This window comes from Streptomyces sp. NPDC097617 (assembly GCF_044761485.1).
In the GTDB taxonomy this organism is placed as follows: Bacteria; Actinomycetota; Actinomycetes; order Streptomycetales; family Streptomycetaceae; genus Streptomyces.
The window spans coordinates 152885-169728 of the sequence record NZ_JBIWCL010000002.1 but is presented as its reverse complement, the minus strand read 5'-3'; the positions used below and the strand labels follow the sequence as shown (position 1 = coordinate 169728).

Sequence of the window (16844 nt, the reverse complement as noted above, 5' to 3'; positions counted from 1 at the left end):
GCGGCGCACGGTCCGGACGCAGGCCCGCTGCCAGCCCCACGATCACCACCAGCAGGCAGTCGGCTCCCGGCCCAAGTCCTCGCGCGTCTTGAGTCGGTGGCACGGACGGCATGGCCGTGTGAACGGCCGGGCACCCGGTCCTGGCCCAGCTGGTCCTCGCCCGTCTGATGGACTCGGGTGCACTGGAGCGGCACCTGCGCTTCGTCCGGCGCCGCCACCGCCACCGCCACCGCCGCCGCCGCGATGCCATGCTCCGGGCCATCGAGGCGCTGCTGCTCGGGGCGCGGGTGCACGGGGCAGCGACAGGGCTGCACCTGACGATCACCTTCGACGGCGCCGGCTTCGAGGACACCGCCCTGGCCTCGGCGGCCCTGGCCCTCGGCGTCAAGACCCATCCGCTGTCCTGGCACCGCGTCCGCCCGCGTCCGCCCGCGTCCGCCCGGGCCCGCCCGGCCTGATCCTCGGCTACGCGGCGGGTCCGGCCGGCGAGATCGAGGAGGGAATCGCCGCCCTGGCCACGGCCCTCGCGGGTGTCCGGTCGGACACCGGTCGGACACCGGTCGGACACCGGTCGGACACCGGTCGGACACCGGTCGGAAAGTTCTACCGCAACGGCGGCAACCTTCCGGGGGGTCGCGCGTCGTGCGGGGGTGAAGGGCGTGGTCCCGCGCCCTCGACCCGACCGTGGAGAACCACCGTGAAGAACCTGAAGCGTGTCCACCCGGCCCTCCGCCGGACGGCCGTCGGCGCTGCTGCCGTCACCGCTGCCGCTGCCGCTGCCGGCGTGGCCGTCGCCCTCGCCGGTCCCGCCGTCGCCGCGAGCGGTGGTTCGGCCGCGCCCTCCCCGGCGGTCGGCCTGCCCGCGAGTGCCTCACCCTCCGCAGGCGTGGTCAAGCCCTCCCCGTCGGTGAGCACCCCGCCGAGCGCGGGATCGGACACGAGGAGTGCGTCCCCCAGCGTGTCCCCCAGCGCGGCTCCGGGCACGGCCACCGTGCCCAGCGTCAGCCCGTCGGCCCCGGGGTCGGACGCCAGGCCCAGCGCGTCCCCCTCCGAGCCCGCCGCCTCCGGCCCGCCGGAGCTCGCGCATACTGGCTCCTCGGCGACCACGGTCGCCATGGGTGCGGGGGCCACCGGCCTGGTCCTTGCCGGCGCCGGAGCCCTGTACGCCGTGCGGCGCCGCGCGAACAGCTGAGGAACCCCGTGCTCCAACTCGCACCACCCGTCGGCCCCCTCACACCCGGCTTCGGCCGGGGGTGGCGGGGCCTCTGGTCGTTGCTGCGGCGCGAGCGGTCCGCCCCGTCCGTCTCCCCGCGGTCGTACGGCGGCCCGTACGGGTCCTCGTACACGCACGACCACACGGCCCACGGCGACCCGCGGCCGCCCACCGTCACCGAGCTCTACCACGCGCACCGGCTGCGGATGGTCCGGCTGGCGGTGCTGCTCGTCGACGACCTGGCCACCGCCGAGGACGTGGTCCAGGACGCCTTCACCGCGCTGTACCGGCGGCACGGTGAGCAGATCACCGAGGTCGACAACGCGTTGGGCTACCTGCGCACCGCGGTGGTCAACACCTCGCGCTCCGTGCTGCGCCGCAGGCGGACCGTCCGGGCCTGGACCCCGCCGGCGGCGGCCGACATCCCGTCCGCCGAGGACCACGTGGTCCTGGACGAGGCGCACCGTGAGGTGCTCGCCGCGCTCGGCCGGCTCACGCCGCGCCGTCGCCAGGTCCTGGTGCTGCGGTACTGGGCTGACCTCAGCGAGGCGGAGATCGCCACCACGCTGGGGATCAGCCGGGGAGCCGTGAAGTCCAACGCGAGCCGCGGTCTGGACGCCCTGGAGAAGATTCTGGAGGGACGGATATGACGGGTGACGGCGAACGCCTCGCCGAGCGCCCCGTCGAGCGCCGGCTGCGGCAGGCCCTCGACGCGCGTGCGGACAGCATCGATGTCCGTCGGCTGCGGCCCGCTGCTCCGCCGGGGTCGCGAGCGGGGAGGCTGCGGGCGGTCGGGCTGCGGAGGTTCGCGCTGCCGCTGGCGGGTCTGGCGGCGGCCGCGGCCGCCGGGGTCGGCTACCTGCTGCTGGCCCCGGATCCGGCGCCGGGCCCGGTGCTGCCGGCCACCCCGCCGAGGATCACGGCCCCCGGCCCGTCCTCGGAGGACCCGAAGTCACCGACTCCGCAGCCTTCCGTATCAGGGGGGGCGGACCCCGGACGTGGACTCCTCGGGGAGCCCGTCCGCTTCCTCGTACCCCGGCCGGTCGGCGAGCCCGTCGGCCTCGGTCTCGGTCTCGCCCAGGCCGTCGGGATCGGTGTCCCCGTCGGCGAGCTCGTCCGGAGCGCGGGGAGCCGAGGTGACGTCCTCACCGCCGACGGGCTCGGCCTCGCGCTAAGCCGGCCAGGCGCCGGCGTCCGGCCCTGAGGCCCTCCGAGGCGGAGGCCCTCAGGGTCTCAGCGCCGGAGGTTTTCCACCGCCGCCACGAGTGGGGCGAGTTCCGGCTTGCCCGAGGCCTCGTCGAGGGCCTCGCGCAGGGCGTTGTCGTTGGTGGGGCGGGCAGCGGCCAGGAGGGCCAGGCCCGCCTCGCTGACGTCCGTGTAGATGCCCCGCCGGTCGGTGTCGCAGATGTAGCGGTTCAGCAGGCCGCGGTCCTCCAGCCTGCTGACCAGCCGGGTCGTCGCGCTCTGGCTGAGGACCACCGAATCGGCGACCTGGTGCATCCGCAGGTGCCCGCCCGGTCCGCTGTGCTGGCGGCTGAGCACGTCGAGCAGCGAGTACTCGCGCACGCTGAGCCCGTGGCCCGCCTGGAGCGCCCGTTCGATGTGCGCCTCGATCCGCCCGTGCAGGAGGGAGAGGGCGCACCAGCCCTGGGAGAGGGCGGTGAGCGCGCTGTCCGTGGCCGTCATGGGCTCCTCCATCGAAGCGTCCCGGGCTGGGATGTGTGACCACCAGGATAGTCCACATGCGCAATAGCCCGCGCTTGCGAATATCCCGCGCCTGCAACTAATGTGGACGCATGCAACCGGCGACCGCAATCAGCGGTGCTCAGCCGTGATCGACCGTGATCGACCGTGATCCACCGGGATCGCGCCGTCGCCGACCTTGCACCCGGCACCACCCCCTCCCCTGAAGGACACCTCCCGCCATGCCTCTCGCACTCCTCGCCCTCGCCGTCGGGGCCTTCGGGATCGGCACCACCGAATTCGTGATCATGGGCCTGCTCCCCGAGGTCGCCGGCACGTACGGGGTCTCGATCCCCACCGCGGGCTTCCTGGTCACCGGCTACGCCCTCGGCGTCGTACTCGGCGCGCCGCTCATGACCGTGCTCGGCACCCGCATTCCCCGCAAGCGCATGCTGATGCTGCTCATGGGCCTCTTCATCGCGGGCAACGTGCTCTCCGCCCTCGCCCCCTCCTTCGGCATCATGCTCGCCGGCCGCGTCGTCGCCTCACTCGCCCACGGCGCCTTCTTCGGTATCGGCGCGGTCGTCGCCGCCGAACTCGTCGCCCCCGAGAAGAAGGCCGGCGCGATCGCCATGATGTTCACCGGACTGACGGTCGCCAACGTGGTCGGCGTCCCGCTCGGCACCCTCGTCGGGCAGACCCTCGGCTGGCGCGTCACGTTCCTGATCGTCGCTTCGCTCGGCGTCGTGGGCCTGCTGGGCATCGCCCGGCTGGTGCCCGAGCTGCCCCGCCCCGAGGGCGGCGTACGGATCCGCCGCGAGCTCGCCGCCTTCCGCAACGTCCAGGTACTGCTCGCGATGGCGATGACCGTCCTCGGCTTCGGCGGCGTCTTCGCCGCGATCACCTACATCACCCCGATGATGACGAACGTCGCCGGCTTCGCCGACTCCTCCGTCACCTGGCTCCTGGTCCTCTTCGGTCTGGGCATGGTCGCCGGAAACCTCATCGGCGGCCGCTACGCCGACCGCGCGCTGATGCCCATGCTGTACGTGGCCCTGGGCGCCCTGGCCGTCACGCTCGCCGTCTTCACCCTCACCGCCCACACCAAGGCCGGCGCGGCCGTCACCGTCGTCCTGATCGGCGCCCTCGGCTTCGCCACCGTGCCGCCGCTCCAGAAGCGGGTGCTCGACCAGGCCGCCGGGGCGCCCACCCTGGCCTCGGCCGTCAACATCGGCGCCTTCAACCTCGGCAACGCGCTCGCGGCCTGGCTCGGCGGGCTCGTGATCGCCGCCGGCCTCGGCTGGACCGCCCCCAACTGGGTCGGCGCGGCACTCGCCGCCTCCGCCCTGGCGCTCGCCCTCGTCTCCGGCGCGCTGGCGCGCCGTACGGCGGGACGCGCGGCCCGTAGCCGGCAGGGCGCGGTCGCCGCGGCGGGAGCCCCCCGGGCGCCCGCGGCCGTCCCCGCCCACCACTGACCACCACTGCCCCCCATCACCACCCCCTTCCCCCGTACGGACCTCCCGCAAGGAGAACCCCCGCATGTCCACCCCCACCCGTACCGCAGTCGCCCCCCTGACCACCGAGGACGCCGAACTGCTCGTCGCCACCGCCACGGCCGCCGCCGAAGCGGCCGGGGTCACGGTCAGCGTCACCGTCCTCGACGCCGGCGGCCACCTGCTCGCCTTCCGCCGCGACGACCGCGCCGTACTGATCTCCGGCGAGACCGGCACCCGCAAGGCCTACACGGCGCTCCAGCTGAACGCAGCCACCGCCGACCTCGTGGAAGCGGTCCGGCCCGGCGGTCCCTTCCACACGCTGCCCACGGCCCTGGACCGCCCGCTGCTGTTCATCGCGGGCGGGCTGCCCGTCCACCGCGACGGCCGCCTCATCGGCGCCATCGGCGTCGGCGGCGGCGCCCCCGACCAGGACCACGTCTTCGCCACCGCCGCGCGGGACGCCCTGGTCTGAGCCCGCCCGGTCGCGCGTCCGCGTCCCCCGTGCCAGGTTGGTACGGGGGACACACGCACATGATGAGCACACCGAGGCGGCACAAGAGGGTCCACACGATCGCGACGGCCACGGTCGCCGCGCTGGTCACCCTTGCCCTCCCGGGCTGTACGGCGGCCTCGGACGAGGCACGCGTCCCCGGTGCCCCGGACTCGTCCACCGCCTCCTCCGCGACGGCGGCGCGCCCGGCCGAGGCCGCCCCCACGCCGACCCCGTCCTACCCGCTGTCCACCGCCCCGCGCACCATCCCGGCGGTACAGGAGCACGTACCTGCCCGCGGACCAGGCTGGAAGCCCACCCCAGAGGCCCGCGTGGTCGTCGCCCCGGACGACACCGCCGCCCTCTCCGACGAGGCCGAACTGCTCGCCGGTGAGCTGAACATCGGATACGGGGCGGCGGCGGCTCCGCGCGCCGGCGACGTCCAGCTGTCCCTGGACGCCGGGGCCGCGGGAGGGTCCGAGTCGTACACCCTCGACGTCAAGGACGGCGGCGTCCGGATCAACGGACGCGACCAGGCCGGGGTGTTCTACGGCACCCGCACCCTCAAGCAGGCGGTCAAGAGCGGCGGTGCGGCCCCCGAGGGAACCGTGCGCGACGCCCCCGCCAAACCGCAGCGAGGACTCAACCTCGACATAGCCCGCAAGTTCTTCACCCCGGACTGGATAGAGGACCGGCTGCGCGAGATGGCCGACCTCAAGCTCAACCAGCTCGGCCTGCACTTCTCGGACGACCAGGCCTTCCGCATCCAGTCGGACACGCACCCCGAGATCGTCTCCACCCCGCACCTCACCAAGGCCCAGGTCAGCGAGATCAATGCGCTCGCCGCCCGGCTGCACATCACGGTGGTCCCCGAGATCGACTCGCCCGGCCACCTCGGCGCGGTCCTGCGCGCCCACCCCGACCTCCAGCTCCGCGACACGCAGGGGCGGGCGGTCAAGGGCGCCGTGGACATAGCGAACCCGGCGTCCGCGAAGCTCGTGGACGAGCTGCTGCGGGAGTACATTCCGCTCTTCCCCGGCGGGGCCTGGCACCTGGGCGCCGACGAGTACCAGGCGCTGGTCTACCGCGACCCGCAGGCCTCCTTCCCCCAGCTCGCCCGCGCCGCCCGGCAGCGGTACGGGCCCTCGGCGCGGGTCCAGGACCTGGCGACGGGCTGGCTGAACGACCGCGCGAACGTCGTCCGGCCGTCGGGGAAGGCGCTCAAGGCGTGGAACGACGGGTTCTTCGCGGGCGGGGTGACGAGCGCCGCCAAGGACATCCAGGTCGAGTACTGGACCGGCAAGGAGACGGGCGCCCGGCCGCCGCTGGAGTACCTGCGCGAGGGCCGCAAGCTCGTCAACCTCAACGACGAGTTCCTGTACTACGTGCTGGGGGAGCCCAACCAGTTCACGTACCCCACCGGGAAGCGGATCTACGAGCAGTGGACCCCGCTCGTACTGCGCGGCACGACCCCCGTCCCGGCCTCGTACGGGCCGCAGATCCTCGGCGGGCGCCTGGCCATCTGGAGCGACCTGGCCGGCGCCCAGACCCAGGCCCAGGTGGCCCAGGGCATCCAGGCCCCGATGGCCGCGCTCTCCCAGAAGGTGTGGGACGCGCGCACCCCCCAGCTGCCCTGGACCGACTTCAAGGCCCTCGCCGACCGCCTCTGACCCACCGGCGGCCGGCCGGCCTTACGGCTTTACGGGCTGATGGGCCTACGGGCTCACGAGCGGTCGGCGCGGCCCCGGCGCTGCCCGCGACGCCGGAACCACTGGCCGACGAGGGGCAGCGCCAGGATCACCGCGACGGTCCAGACGGCGGCGAAGACCCAGATCACGACCCGGGAGACGGTGACCGACGCCGCCACGAACAGCACCGCCGCCACCACACCGAGCAGCCAGGCCGCCACGATGCGCAGACGACGGTGCGACGTGGACCGCAGGATCCGGTCGAGCGAACGATCACCCTTGAGTTCGGCCTCGATCGCGGAGAGGGCGCGCTGCTCGCGATCCGAGAGTCCGGCTCCGTCCATCACGACGTACCTCCGCCGGCTGCTGCCGTCGGGCGCGGGTCGCAGCCTCTGGCCTGGGAATACCCTGCCTGACGCGGCCCAACCCCCGCAGGAGGCGGTGACTGGCGACCATGGTCACCAAATGGAGTTGACCCACTCCGGGTGGTCGATGAACGGGTTGCGGTTGTGCTGGTACTGGTCGAATATGACCTGGTTCCGGCGCTGCTCGAAGGCGTCCGGCGGGTCCATCTGGCTCCACTGCTTCAGCAGGCTGATCCGGCCCATCGCCGGCGCCGACCCGTTGTTGACCTTGTCGTTCATCTCGAGGTTGGCGAAGCCGTCGCCGCCGTCGTAGCGGACGGCCATGTACAGCAGCATCCGGGCCACGTCGCCCTTGACGGCGTCGCGCGGCTCGAAGGAGTCGCTGTCGGTCAGGCTGCCCGGTGCCTCGCTGACGGGGCTGCCGCCCTTGTCGAAGTCCTTGTTGCCCCGGGTGCTGTTGACGGTGACGTCCTCCGGGCGCAGGTGGTGCAGGTCGGTGCCCGGGCCGGTGGCGGTACCGAAGTCGCCGTGGCTCTTGGCCCAGACGTGCTCGCGGTTCCAGTCGTTGGCCCCGCCGCCGTTCGTGGCCTTGGACTGGGAGCGGCCGGAGTAGAGCAGGATGACGTTGTTGGCGTTCGCCGGGTCCTGGTCGGTCACCTTCAGGGCGTTCCACACGCCGTCGTAGGTGACCTTGGACTGGGTCTTGATGATGTCGTGCAGGGCCGTCTTCAGCGCGGCCCCGGTCTTGCCCTGGGCGTTCGCGTAGTAGTCGGCGTAGGCGGCGCTTCGGTCCCCCGCGGGGGCCGTCGCGTTCTCGGGAGTGGCCGCGTTCTCCTGTCCGGCGGACGCGGCCGCCGGTATGCCTATCAGGGCGGCGGCGGCGAGGGCGGCCGCCCAGGGGGTCATGCGCGAGATCTTCATCAGGTGGGGGGTACCTCTCCATACGCACCGTCCCCGCCCGGGGAATTGGCGGAGTGTCAGTGGCACAGCGAGGGTCACATTGTCATGTGCCGAACAGGTGAAAACCATGTGTCTGTAGTGGGGGGCCTTCGTGTGTGCCGGCCGTCCGCCGCGGGCAGGGTAGCGGTGGCCCCGGGCGGGGCCGGACCGATCGTGACCAGCCCCATCGGGAGCAGCCCATGGCAGTGAAGATCCTCATCGTGACCGGCGACGCGGCCGAATCGCTGGAGGTCCTGTATCCGTACCAGCGCCTGCGCGAGGAGGGGTACGAGGTCCACATCGCGGCGCCGCAGGTGAAGAAGCTCCGCTTCGTGGTGCACGACTTCGAGGACGGCTTCGACACCTACACCGAGAAGCCGGGCTACACCTGGCCCGCCGACCTGGCCTTCGTGGACGTGGTCACCGAGGACTACGCGGCCCTGGTCGTCCCGGGCGGCCGGGCGCCGGAGTACCTGCGCAACGACCCCGAGGTGCGCCGCATCCTGGCCGCCTTCGCGGAGGCCGACAAGCCGATCGCCCAGATCTGCCACGGCCCGCTGATCACCGCCGCGGCCGGTGCACTGAGCGGCCGGCGGGTCACCGCGTACCCGGCGCTCGAACTGGACATGAAGGCGGCCGGGGCGGAGTTCGAGGACTCCGAGACCGTGGTCGACGGCACGTTGGTCTCGGCCAGGGCCTGGCCCGACCACTCGCGCTGGATGCGGGAGTTCCTGACCGTGCTGCGGAGCAAGGCCCCGGTGGTCTGAGCGGGACGCACGCGGACGGCCGTGACCCCCGGTGCCAGGGGGTCGCGGCCGTCGGGTCGTTCGGGTGGAGGGCGCGGAGGGCGGGGGCCGATTTCAAGCCAGCCGTGAGGCCGCCGCCTCGGTGATCGTCAGCCGACGGGGGCGACCGCCGGGGCCGGCTCGTACTTGTAGTTCGCCCCGAAGTTCTTCTTCACGGCCGTCTCCCAGGAGCCGTCCGCGACCATCTTCTTCAGCGCGTCGTTGATCTTGCGCTGGAGTTCCTTGTTGCCCTTCTTGACGCCGATGCCGTAGTTCTCGTTGCTCAGGTTCTGGCCGAGCAGCTTGAACTTGCCCTCGTTGCCCTTGCGGGCGGCGTAGCCGGCCAGGATGGAGTTGTCCGTGGTCATGGCGTCGACCCGGCTCTCCTGAAGGGCGACGACGCAGTCCGAGTACCCGCCGAGCTCCAGCAGGCCCGCCTTGGGGGCGAGGTTCTTGCGGAGGTTCTCGGCCGAGGTGGAGCCGGAGACCGAGCACAGGCTCTTCGAGTTGAGGTCCTCGGGCTTGTTGATCGACGCGTCGTCGGCGCGGGTCAGCAGGTCCTGGTGCGCGACGAAGTACGGGCCGGCGAAATCGACCTTCTCCTTGCGCTTGTCGTTTATCGAGTAGCTCGCGACGACGAACTTGACCTCGTTGTACTGGATCAGCAGTTCGCGGTCGTTGCTGTAGACCTGCTTGAATTCGATCTTGTCGGCCTTGTAGTCGAGCTCCTTGGCCACGTAGGTGGCGACATCCACGTCGAAACCGGTGAAGGTTCCGTCCGTCTCCCGCATTCCGATGCCGGGCTGGTCGAACTTGATACCGACGGCGAGGGTCCCGTCCCCCTGGTCCCCTTCGTCACCGACGCACCCGGAGGCGGTCAGGGCGATTGCGATCACTGCGGCGACCGCACCGGCCTGGGGAACCTTCATGCTGCACTCTTTCCTGAGGAACGCGGGGCGCGTCACCGGGATCGCCGGGGGCGTGTGGAACCGCGGGAATACGGGGAACGTGGGGACGCGTGTACGAGGAAGCTAGGAAGTGGACGGGCGCACCGTCACTACATTTGAGGAAAACTTGAGGATAACAATCCGGTTCTGCTCGACGTTCTGCGGTTGACCTGGGGCAGGGCGGGAAAAGGGGTGGCCTCATCCCTCATTCGTGCCTGGCGCCTGCCCGAATTCAGTACTCGGCTACTTACATCGGGTTTAGGGGTATTTGTGCTGAGGTGGGTGAGGATTCGCCGGTTCGCCGGGATCGGTGTGGAGTGGGAGGTCGAACCGGCCCAACTGGCCTAAGTGGCCGGGAACGTATGGTCGTTCGGAGCGGGCTGGGGGGGCTCGTGGGATCATGGACGGGCAATGCCTGTGAACGAAGGGGGAGTTCGGTGACCGGTGTACGCAAGGGCCTGGCCAAGGTGGAGTTCGCGCTGCGATGGGACCCCAGCCCCGCCGGCACGCCCGCGAACGACCTGGACATACTGGCCGCGGTCTACGGCGCCGCGGACCTCCACGGGACGCCCGTCCAGCTCGTGCACTTCGGCAGCCGGTCGCCCGACGGGACCATCGCGCTGAACCGGGACAGCCATACCGGCCAGGGCTTCGGCTTCGACGAGGTGATGACCATCGAGCTGGACCGGATGGCGCCGGAGTCGGGACGGGTGGTGGTCGGCGTCGTCATCCAGAACTCAGAGGCGGGCCCCGAGGGCGACGCGAAGACCTTCGCCGACATCGCCGGCACCGGATTCCGGATCCGCGAGGGCCACACGGACCTCGCCCAGGGAGACTTTGCGGCCGTGGCCGCCGCCACCGCCGCCACGGTGGCCGAGTTCACCCGTGACGCGTCGGGTGCCTGGTCCTTCGACCTGCGGCTGCGGGGATCGGATGCCGACCCGGAGGAATTCGCCCGGACCATGGGCGCACTCGGCTGAGGCGGGCCGCCCGGGCCCGGTGCGGAGCCGCGCAGACCGGGCGGCGACCACCCCTGGGGTGAGTGGTCGCCGCCCGGTCCGGGTGGCGCGCTGCCGCCGTCCCCACGAGGCAGCGCGGGCAGGTCGCCGTCAGGTCATCAGGACGGCGGCCCGCCGGTTCAGGGGGCCTGACCGGCCGGGGGCCGGGCGGGGTGGGAGGGTGCGAGGCCCAGGGACGGGAGCATCACGGCGTCGACGAACCGGACCAGGTAGTCGGCGTCCGCGTACCGGCCTTCCAGCACCGGCCGGATGCGGAGCACACCCATCAGCTGCGCGGGCAGGAACTCCACCGCCGGGTGGTCCGCGGCGATCTCGCCGCGCGCCACGGCCCGGTCGACCATCTCGGCGAACGCGGCCAGCTCCGGCTCGACCAGCGCCTCGCGCAGGGCGGCCTGGAGCTCCTCGTCACTGAGCACGGCGTGCCCCAGGGCCTGCGTCAGCCGGGTGTCCCTGCCGGAAGTACCGGCCGCGATCCGGGCCGCCTCGCGCAGGTCGCTCGCCAGCGAGCCGGTGTCCACGGCGACGAGGGTGCCCCGTCGGCCCGCACGCAGGGCGGCGGCGACGAGCTGGGGCTTGGTCTTCCACTGCCGGTAGAGCGTGGACTTGCCGCAGCTGGCCCGGGCGGCGACGCCCTCCATGGTCAGGGCCTCGTAGCCGTGCTCGCGCAGCTGCTCCAGTACGGCGTCGTAGAACTCCTGCTCACGCTCCGGGGTGATCTTGGAGCGGCGTGCGGGGGTCGGTGTCGACGTCATGGATGCGGCTCTCCTCGGGGGCGCCTCGGCGGCAGGTTCCACTACGGAAGTGTACGGGAACGCGACCGTATCGGTACACAAGCGTATCGATACGCCAATGTATCGATACACTGGCGTGTCGCTGTGCGCGCAAACAGGAAGAGAGACCGGGGGATGAGCTCCCACACCACACCTGCCGAGCCGGCAGCCGGACCGAGAGCCGCGCGCCGCCGACTCATACGCGAGCTGCTGCTCGTCGCGGGCTTCTTCACCGTCTACAAGGCGGGCCGGCTGCTCTCGACCGACCGCACCGAAGAGGCCTTCCGCAACGCGGGGCGAATATGGGACGCCGAGCGGGCCGTGCACCTGCCCGGCGAAGGCTTCGTACAGCGGCTGCTGCTGCACGGGGACGCCCTCGTCACCAGCGCGAACACCTACTACGCGGGAGTCCACTTCCCCGCCACCGCGCTCTTCCTGATCTGGCTCTACGTCCGCCGCCCCGCCCACTACCTGTGGGCGCGCCGGGTACTCGCCGGACTCACCGCGGCGGCCCTCGTCCTGCACCTGGCCTTCCCGCTCGCGCCCCCGCGCCTGCTCGACGCCGCGCGGCTGATCGACACGGCGCAGGTCTACGGGCCCAGCGTCTACCGGGCCGCACCGGCCGAGGACACCCTGGCCAACCAGTTCGCCGCGATGCCCTCACTTCACTTCGGCTGGGCCCTGATGCTCGCGCTCGGCATGATCGCGGCCACCTCCTCGCGATGGCGCCTGCTGTGGCTCCTGCACCCGCTGCTGACCCTGATCGTGATAGTCGGTACCGCCAACCACTACTGGCTCGACGCCGTCGTCGCCGCGGTGCTGCTCGGGGCGGCCCTGCTGCTGGTCCCGCGGCCCCGTCCCGGCGACGACCCGGACCGTGACACCGGGCCCGGCCCGCAGGCCGCCGCCGAGAGCGACCCGGACGGACCCGTACGAGGACTGCCCCGCCCGCGGAGCGCGGACGCGGCCGTAGGAGCAAAACCATGAATGACACCGCCCTCGCCGTCGGACTCTGCCTCGCGTCGGCCGTGGCCTACGCGGCCGCCGCCGTCGCCCAGGAACGGCTCGCCCGGGCCGCCGTCGCGCGCACCGCCAAGGCCTTGCTGGGCTCCGGTGCCTGGTGGTCGTCGGCCGGCCTGAACGCCGCCGCCGCGCTGCTGCACGCGGCGGCCCTGCGGTACGGCCCCCTCACCCTGGTGCAGCCGCTCGGCGCGCTCACCCTCGTGGCCGCCGTCCCGCTGGGCGCGCGCAGGTCCGGCCGCCGGGTCGCGGCCACCGAATGGCGGGGCACCCTGGCCACCGTCGCAGGCCTCGGCCTGCTGCTGCTCCCGGCCTCCGGTCCGGCCCCCGACGACACCCTCACGCTGGTCGAGGCGCTGGCCGTCTCCGGAGCGACCGTCGCCGTGATCATGATGCTGACCGCGGCCAAGGACCCGCGCTCGGGCCTGCGCCACGCCACCGCGTCGGGCCTCGCCTCCGCGGCCGCCTCCGCGCTGACCCAGACGGTGGCCGTTGCGGCCGGTCGCGGCGGAGCCCTGCTCAGCGTCCGGGTCGTCTCCGTGGCCCTGCTCGTCATGGTGTTCGCGGTCGGCGGGATGCTGCTGTCGCAGCGGGCCTACCGCGGCGGACTCGGCGCCCCGCTCGCCGTGGTGAACCTGGCCAACCCGCTGGCCGCGGCCGCCATCGGCATGGTCCTGCTCGGCGAACGCCTCCAGGGCGGGCCGGCGGGGCTGCTGCTCGCGGCCGCCGGAGCCCTGTTAGCGGCGCGCGGGGTGCTCCTGCTCACGCGGACGCCCTCCGCCCCGGCGGGTCCCGGGGCCGGAGCCGTCACGGGTGCCGATCTCGCCGTACCGGTCGGCCGCGTGGCGGTCTGAGCAGCGGAGAACCGATTCGGCCCCGGTCGCGTCCTCCCAGGAGAACGCCCGAACGACTGAACGACCGGACAACCGAAGCGGAGTGACTGGACATGGGGATCGTCAGCTGGATCATCCTGGGACTGCTGGCCGGAGGCATCGCCAAGGTCCTGCTGCCCGGCCGGGACCCCGGCGGCCTGATCGGTACCACCCTCATCGGCGTCGCCGGAGCCTTCATCGGCGGCTGGCTCTCGGCGAAGGTGCTGGACAAGCCGATCCAGACCGAATTCTTCGACCTCGCCACCTGGGGCTCCGCCATCGCGGGCTCGCTGGTCCTGCTGATCGGCTACCGCATCCTGTTCGGCAACTCCCGCGACTGACCCGCTTCCCGGCGGGCCGGACCCCGATCCACGACCCCGGCCCGCCCCCGGTTCCCCGTACGTCTCCCGCCCGGACAGCCTCGCCCCGCTGCTCGCTGCCGGTGTTCTGCACCCGTCGCGAGGAGGCGGGCCGGCAGCGCACGAGCAACTTGTCGTACGCGCTCGTCGCAGCCCACGCGCGCTGAGAGGGCCGGACTCACCCCGCTGCCGGTGCCATTGCTGTTCAGCTCTTGCGGGTCAACGGCTGCCCGGCGAAGCTCACCCCTGCCAGACCATGCGTCATGAGGTTGCGGATGTTGCCGTGATCAGTGTCGTTCGGCGTTGCCAGCACGCTGCGGTAGTGCTCGCCGAATGCCTGGAGGGCTTCCTGGTCGCTCAGCCCTTCCAGCAGGGCCAGTCCCAGCGTCTTGCAAGAACCCTCGTTCTCACCTGCGGCGTTCTCCAGTTCTCCGTTGCGGAACGCCTGCCGCTGGTACGCGTAGTGCGCGGCGATGAAGGCCAAAGTGTCGGCGAACTCGTGTGCACCTGACGCAAGGCTCGCCCGCAGTGAGTTCAGATCAGTCATGTCGGTTTCCTCGGGTTGAGCAGACGATCGGGTTGCCGTCCGTGACCGGGGGACAATAACTCTCTGAGGCCAGCCGGTAGGAATCGCGCCACATATCGGAACGAGCGGCGTCTGCGCAGGTCACCACGTACGTCGGGGTAACCCGCCGGGTTCGGCCCGAGCGATCGGCGGGCTCGGTCGAGTGTCGCGCAACGGCGGCGGGAGGGGCTGTGCAGGGGCCAGCTGGCGAACCGGTGAGGTTATACCGCTGCGACGGCGGGTCCCCCCTGTGCGGCCCTGGCGTGCTGCATGGCCGTCAACCTGCGGACGAAGACAACCGCGAGGACGGCCGCGGCGATGTCGAGGAGGTCACTGACCAGCATCGTCGTGGCCGCGTCATGAGCGGCCTCGGCGCTGTCCGCAACGGAATAGGTCCGGCCGCCGTACCAGCTCAGCAGCTTGGACAGGATGAAGACTCCCCACCACAGGTTGACCAGGGTCAGCGGGAACCGGCGGTAGCCACCGTCGGACCCGGTGGGGATGCTCGACCCCCAGGTCGTGACGGCGATCCGGTACGGCAGCCAGAGGTTGGCGAGCGGTACGAACCACGCGCCGATCGCCCAGCCGCGCGAGAGCCTGTCCGCGCCGGGTGCGAAGACCTCGGCGTTCGTGCGCACCAGGTGGAACCAGATGATGAAGACGATGCCCGTCAGGATCGCTGCCTGCCCCTGGAGCATGCCGGCCCTGCCCGTCAGACGGTGGCCGCGGTCCAGCTCGGCATCGCTCAACGCGGGATCCGTGATGAGCCGCTCCATGAGCAGGCGGAGGTTCCAGTCCGCGTACACGGCGAAGACGTCGAACCCGATGACCAGCGCGAACAGCACGGCCAATGTGATGGCCAGGCCCACGGGCGCGCGCAGCCGTACGCCCTTCACATCGGGCGCGGCGTACGGGGACGGGGTCGGTGGACCGACCGGAACTGCGGGCATGCTGAAAAATCTCCTACGGGTGCGCAACAACAAGAGGGCACGCCGCACAGGGCGGGCCAGGCAGGAACCTACGTCAGAAGGCCTGGCCGCGTCACGCTCGTTTCCCCAGGCCGGAGCCGGTTGGATCCTGCCTCCTTGCCACGAGTCCTTCGGTCAAGGAGCCTCCAAGGAGCGGAACCACTCCACCAGCGGTCCCCAAGTGGGCTCCGGGTCCTCGCTCGCCTGCTCGCTCAGTCGCTCCGCCAGTTCCGCCAGTTCCGCCGGTTCCGCCGGCTCGACGGTGGTCGCGGCGAACTGCTCGGCGTGCCGGCGGATCGCTTGCCAGGCGTTCTCCAGGGCCTCCTGGAGGGTGTGGATCTCCTGGGCGCCCTGCCGGATCCGCGCCGTGAGACGGAGGATCTCGTCTTTCCGGTGCGCCAGGCCCCCGTACGCACCTTCGGTCACATCGGTCAGCCTGCTCACGGCCAAGGCGTAGCGCGAACGGGCGTCCTGCAGCTGTGTTCGCTCCTTCCGGCCGGGTGGCCCGGTGGGACGCGAACAGCCGGGTGCTCGAACTGGTCGCTCCGCTGGCGCTGGTGGCCGGGTGGGGGCGTTCGGAAAGGGGAGCGCCCACCACGTGGGGCGCGCGGTGAGAGCGCCCCCGCGAAGGCACCGGCGGAGGTACGTGTTCCGGTCGAGGCCGTCGGGGACACCGCTCCCATGAGCAGCTATGCCGCGGGCTTTCTGATCGTCCCTACCCTGACGGTCGTCGGCCGGGGCCTGGCACGGGGGAAGCTCTCGAGTGCCGCCGGGAGATCGACGACCGTGCCACGGCTCGCCGGTGAGCAGCCGTCGGGCCGGCCGATCCCGTCCCGTCGCCGCGCGAGCAGCACGCCGCATGCCTCGGGCGGGGGCCGCGCGATCGGGCCGGATCCGCGGCTGCGGACCGTACGGGAGGGGGCGCGGCCCTGAACCGGACCGCCCGGGACCGCCCGCCCCGGACTGCCCCGCCGGACGGACGGCCGCATACCCTGGCCGCACCACCGCGATGTACGAGTTCGAGCCCGAGTGCGAGCAGCGAGGAAACCGGTACCCGATGAGTGTCACCCCCGTCCCCACGGCCGACCTGTACGACGAGTACGGCGAGTCCCTCGCCATCTGCGCCACCGGGTTCCGCCAGTTCGGCGGCCGCCGGCTCTTCGCGGGCCCCGTACGGACCGTCCGCTGCCACGAGGGCAACGCACTGCTGCGCACGCTCCTCCACACACCGGGCGAGGGCGCGGTCCTCGTCGTGGACGGCGGCGGCTCGCCGCGTGCCGCGCTCGTGGGCGACCTCATCGCCGGCGCGGCCGAGGCCAACGGCTGGGCCGGACTGATCGTCAACGGCTCGGTCCGCGACAGCGTCGCCCTCGGCGGCCTCGACCTCGGCATCAAGGCACTGGGCACGGTCCCCCGCAAGAGCGGCAAGACCGGTGAGGGCGCGGTCGACGAGCCCGTCACCATCGGCGGGATCACCTTCAGTGTCGGGGACACCGTCCACGCGGACGAAGACGGCGTGGTCGTCCTGCCCCGCTGACGCACCCCCTGACACGCCCCCTGACGCACCCGCTGACATGCCCCCGACGTGCCCCGTTGACGACCGGTCACGGACCAGAACCGGCCAGGGCCCGCGACCGGGCCCTGGCACGGCCGTCGCCGGCCGGG

Annotated in this window: 21 protein-coding genes; 13 read left to right on the top strand and 8 right to left on the bottom strand. The window is 72.2% G+C overall.

Features of this window, described 5'->3' with window-relative positions:
- The first annotated feature begins 167 nt into the window (after positions 1 to 167).
- The 4 genes from ACIQZO_RS04030 (at position 168) to ACIQZO_RS04015 (ending at position 2417) form a co-directional block, all read left to right on the top strand.
- Positions 168 to 458, top strand: coding sequence for a hypothetical protein (locus ACIQZO_RS04030; protein ID WP_403619707.1), 291 nt, complete (start codon positions 168 to 170; stop codon positions 456 to 458).
- Positions 459 to 697: 239 nt separating this feature from the next.
- Positions 698 to 1192, top strand: coding sequence for an LPXTG cell wall anchor domain-containing protein (locus tag ACIQZO_RS04025; protein ID WP_403619704.1), 495 nt, complete (start codon positions 698 to 700; stop codon positions 1190 to 1192).
- 8 nt (positions 1193 to 1200) lie between these two features.
- On the top strand, positions 1201 to 1863 hold the full coding sequence (locus tag ACIQZO_RS04020; RefSeq protein WP_403619701.1) for an RNA polymerase sigma factor: 663 nt from the start codon (positions 1201 to 1203) through the stop codon (positions 1861 to 1863).
- Positions 1860 to 2417, top strand: coding sequence for a hypothetical protein (locus tag ACIQZO_RS04015; protein ID WP_403619698.1), 558 nt, complete (start codon positions 1860 to 1862; stop codon positions 2415 to 2417). The genes ACIQZO_RS04020 and ACIQZO_RS04015 overlap by 4 nt, the downstream gene beginning before the upstream one ends.
- 29 nt (positions 2418 to 2446) lie before the next feature.
- Here ACIQZO_RS04015 and ACIQZO_RS04010 read toward each other — a convergent pair whose 3' ends face one another.
- On the bottom strand, positions 2447 to 2899 hold the full coding sequence (locus tag ACIQZO_RS04010) for a MarR family winged helix-turn-helix transcriptional regulator (protein ID WP_403619695.1): 453 nt from the start codon (positions 2897 to 2899) through the stop codon (positions 2447 to 2449).
- A gap of 239 nt (positions 2900 to 3138) precedes the next feature.
- Here ACIQZO_RS04010 and ACIQZO_RS04005 point away from each other — a divergent pair, with 239 nt between their 5' ends.
- From ACIQZO_RS04005 to ACIQZO_RS03995, 3 genes are all read left to right on the top strand, one after another.
- On the top strand, positions 3139 to 4371 hold the full coding sequence (locus ACIQZO_RS04005) for an MFS transporter (protein WP_403619692.1): 1233 nt from the start codon (positions 3139 to 3141) through the stop codon (positions 4369 to 4371).
- Between the two features lie 64 nt (positions 4372 to 4435).
- Complete coding sequence (locus ACIQZO_RS04000; protein WP_403619689.1) at positions 4436 to 4864, top strand: heme-binding protein; 429 nt, start codon at positions 4436 to 4438, stop codon at positions 4862 to 4864.
- A gap of 62 nt (positions 4865 to 4926) precedes the next feature.
- Positions 4927 to 6552 (top strand): glycoside hydrolase family 20 protein, encoded by a 1626-nt coding sequence (locus ACIQZO_RS03995; protein WP_403620871.1) that lies wholly within the window; start codon positions 4927 to 4929, stop codon positions 6550 to 6552.
- Positions 6553 to 6605: 53 nt separating this feature from the next.
- Here ACIQZO_RS03995 and ACIQZO_RS03990 read toward each other — a convergent pair whose 3' ends face one another.
- Positions 6606 to 6914 carry a DUF3040 domain-containing protein gene (locus ACIQZO_RS03990; protein WP_403619686.1) on the bottom strand — a complete coding sequence of 103 codons (309 nt, stop codon included), beginning with the start codon at positions 6912 to 6914 and terminating at the stop codon, positions 6606 to 6608.
- 114 nt (positions 6915 to 7028) lie between these two features.
- A complete protein-coding gene (locus ACIQZO_RS03985; RefSeq protein ID WP_403619683.1) occupies positions 7029 to 7856 on the bottom strand; it encodes an endonuclease I family protein in 828 nt (275 codons plus the stop codon).
- A gap of 218 nt (positions 7857 to 8074) precedes the next feature.
- On the opposite strand from ACIQZO_RS03985, the gene ACIQZO_RS03980 reads away from it, so the two are divergent.
- Positions 8075 to 8641 (top strand): DJ-1/PfpI family protein, encoded by a 567-nt coding sequence (locus tag ACIQZO_RS03980; protein ID WP_403619680.1) that lies wholly within the window; start codon positions 8075 to 8077, stop codon positions 8639 to 8641.
- A gap of 128 nt (positions 8642 to 8769) precedes the next feature.
- On the opposite strand, the gene ACIQZO_RS03975 is transcribed toward ACIQZO_RS03980, so the two are convergent.
- On the bottom strand, positions 8770 to 9588 hold the full coding sequence (locus tag ACIQZO_RS03975) for a glutamate ABC transporter substrate-binding protein (RefSeq protein WP_403619678.1): 819 nt from the start codon (positions 9586 to 9588) through the stop codon (positions 8770 to 8772).
- A gap of 455 nt (positions 9589 to 10043) precedes the next feature.
- On the opposite strand from ACIQZO_RS03975, the gene ACIQZO_RS03970 reads away from it, so the two are divergent.
- The gene (locus ACIQZO_RS03970; RefSeq protein WP_403619675.1) at positions 10044 to 10586 is read left to right on the top strand and encodes a TerD family protein; all 543 of its coding nucleotides are present in this window, start codon (positions 10044 to 10046) and stop codon (positions 10584 to 10586) included.
- A gap of 158 nt (positions 10587 to 10744) precedes the next feature.
- On the opposite strand, the gene ACIQZO_RS03965 is transcribed toward ACIQZO_RS03970, so the two are convergent.
- Complete coding sequence (locus ACIQZO_RS03965) at positions 10745 to 11377, bottom strand: TetR/AcrR family transcriptional regulator (RefSeq protein WP_403619672.1); 633 nt, start codon at positions 11375 to 11377, stop codon at positions 10745 to 10747.
- Between the two features lie 153 nt (positions 11378 to 11530).
- Here ACIQZO_RS03965 and ACIQZO_RS03960 point away from each other — a divergent pair, with 153 nt between their 5' ends.
- From ACIQZO_RS03960 to ACIQZO_RS03950, 3 genes are all read left to right on the top strand, one after another.
- Positions 11531 to 12382 (top strand): phosphatase PAP2 family protein, encoded by an 852-nt coding sequence (locus ACIQZO_RS03960; protein ID WP_403619669.1) that lies wholly within the window; start codon positions 11531 to 11533, stop codon positions 12380 to 12382.
- On the top strand, positions 12379 to 13269 hold the full coding sequence (locus tag ACIQZO_RS03955) for a DMT family transporter (RefSeq protein ID WP_403619666.1): 891 nt from the start codon (positions 12379 to 12381) through the stop codon (positions 13267 to 13269). Before ACIQZO_RS03960 ends, ACIQZO_RS03955 begins: the two co-directional genes overlap by 4 nt.
- 92 nt (positions 13270 to 13361) lie before the next feature.
- Positions 13362 to 13628, top strand: coding sequence for a GlsB/YeaQ/YmgE family stress response membrane protein (locus ACIQZO_RS03950; protein WP_030390536.1), 267 nt, complete (start codon positions 13362 to 13364; stop codon positions 13626 to 13628).
- 223 nt (positions 13629 to 13851) lie between these two features.
- Here ACIQZO_RS03950 and ACIQZO_RS03945 read toward each other — a convergent pair whose 3' ends face one another.
- From ACIQZO_RS03945 to ACIQZO_RS03935, 3 genes are all read right to left on the bottom strand, one after another.
- On the bottom strand, positions 13852 to 14193 hold the full coding sequence (locus ACIQZO_RS03945) for a HopJ type III effector protein (protein WP_403619663.1): 342 nt from the start codon (positions 14191 to 14193) through the stop codon (positions 13852 to 13854).
- 239 nt (positions 14194 to 14432) lie between these two features.
- Positions 14433 to 15161 (bottom strand): DUF4328 domain-containing protein, encoded by a 729-nt coding sequence (locus tag ACIQZO_RS03940; protein WP_403619660.1) that lies wholly within the window; start codon positions 15159 to 15161, stop codon positions 14433 to 14435.
- A gap of 153 nt (positions 15162 to 15314) precedes the next feature.
- Positions 15315 to 15623 (bottom strand): hypothetical protein, encoded by a 309-nt coding sequence (locus ACIQZO_RS03935; RefSeq protein ID WP_403619657.1) that lies wholly within the window; start codon positions 15621 to 15623, stop codon positions 15315 to 15317.
- Between the two features lie 613 nt (positions 15624 to 16236).
- On the opposite strand from ACIQZO_RS03935, the gene rraA reads away from it, so the two are divergent.
- Positions 16237 to 16716: a ribonuclease E activity regulator RraA gene (gene rraA, locus ACIQZO_RS03930; protein ID WP_403619654.1), complete on the top strand. Its 480-nt coding sequence runs from the start codon at positions 16237 to 16239 to the stop codon at positions 16714 to 16716.
- Positions 16717 to 16844 lie beyond the last annotated feature (128 nt).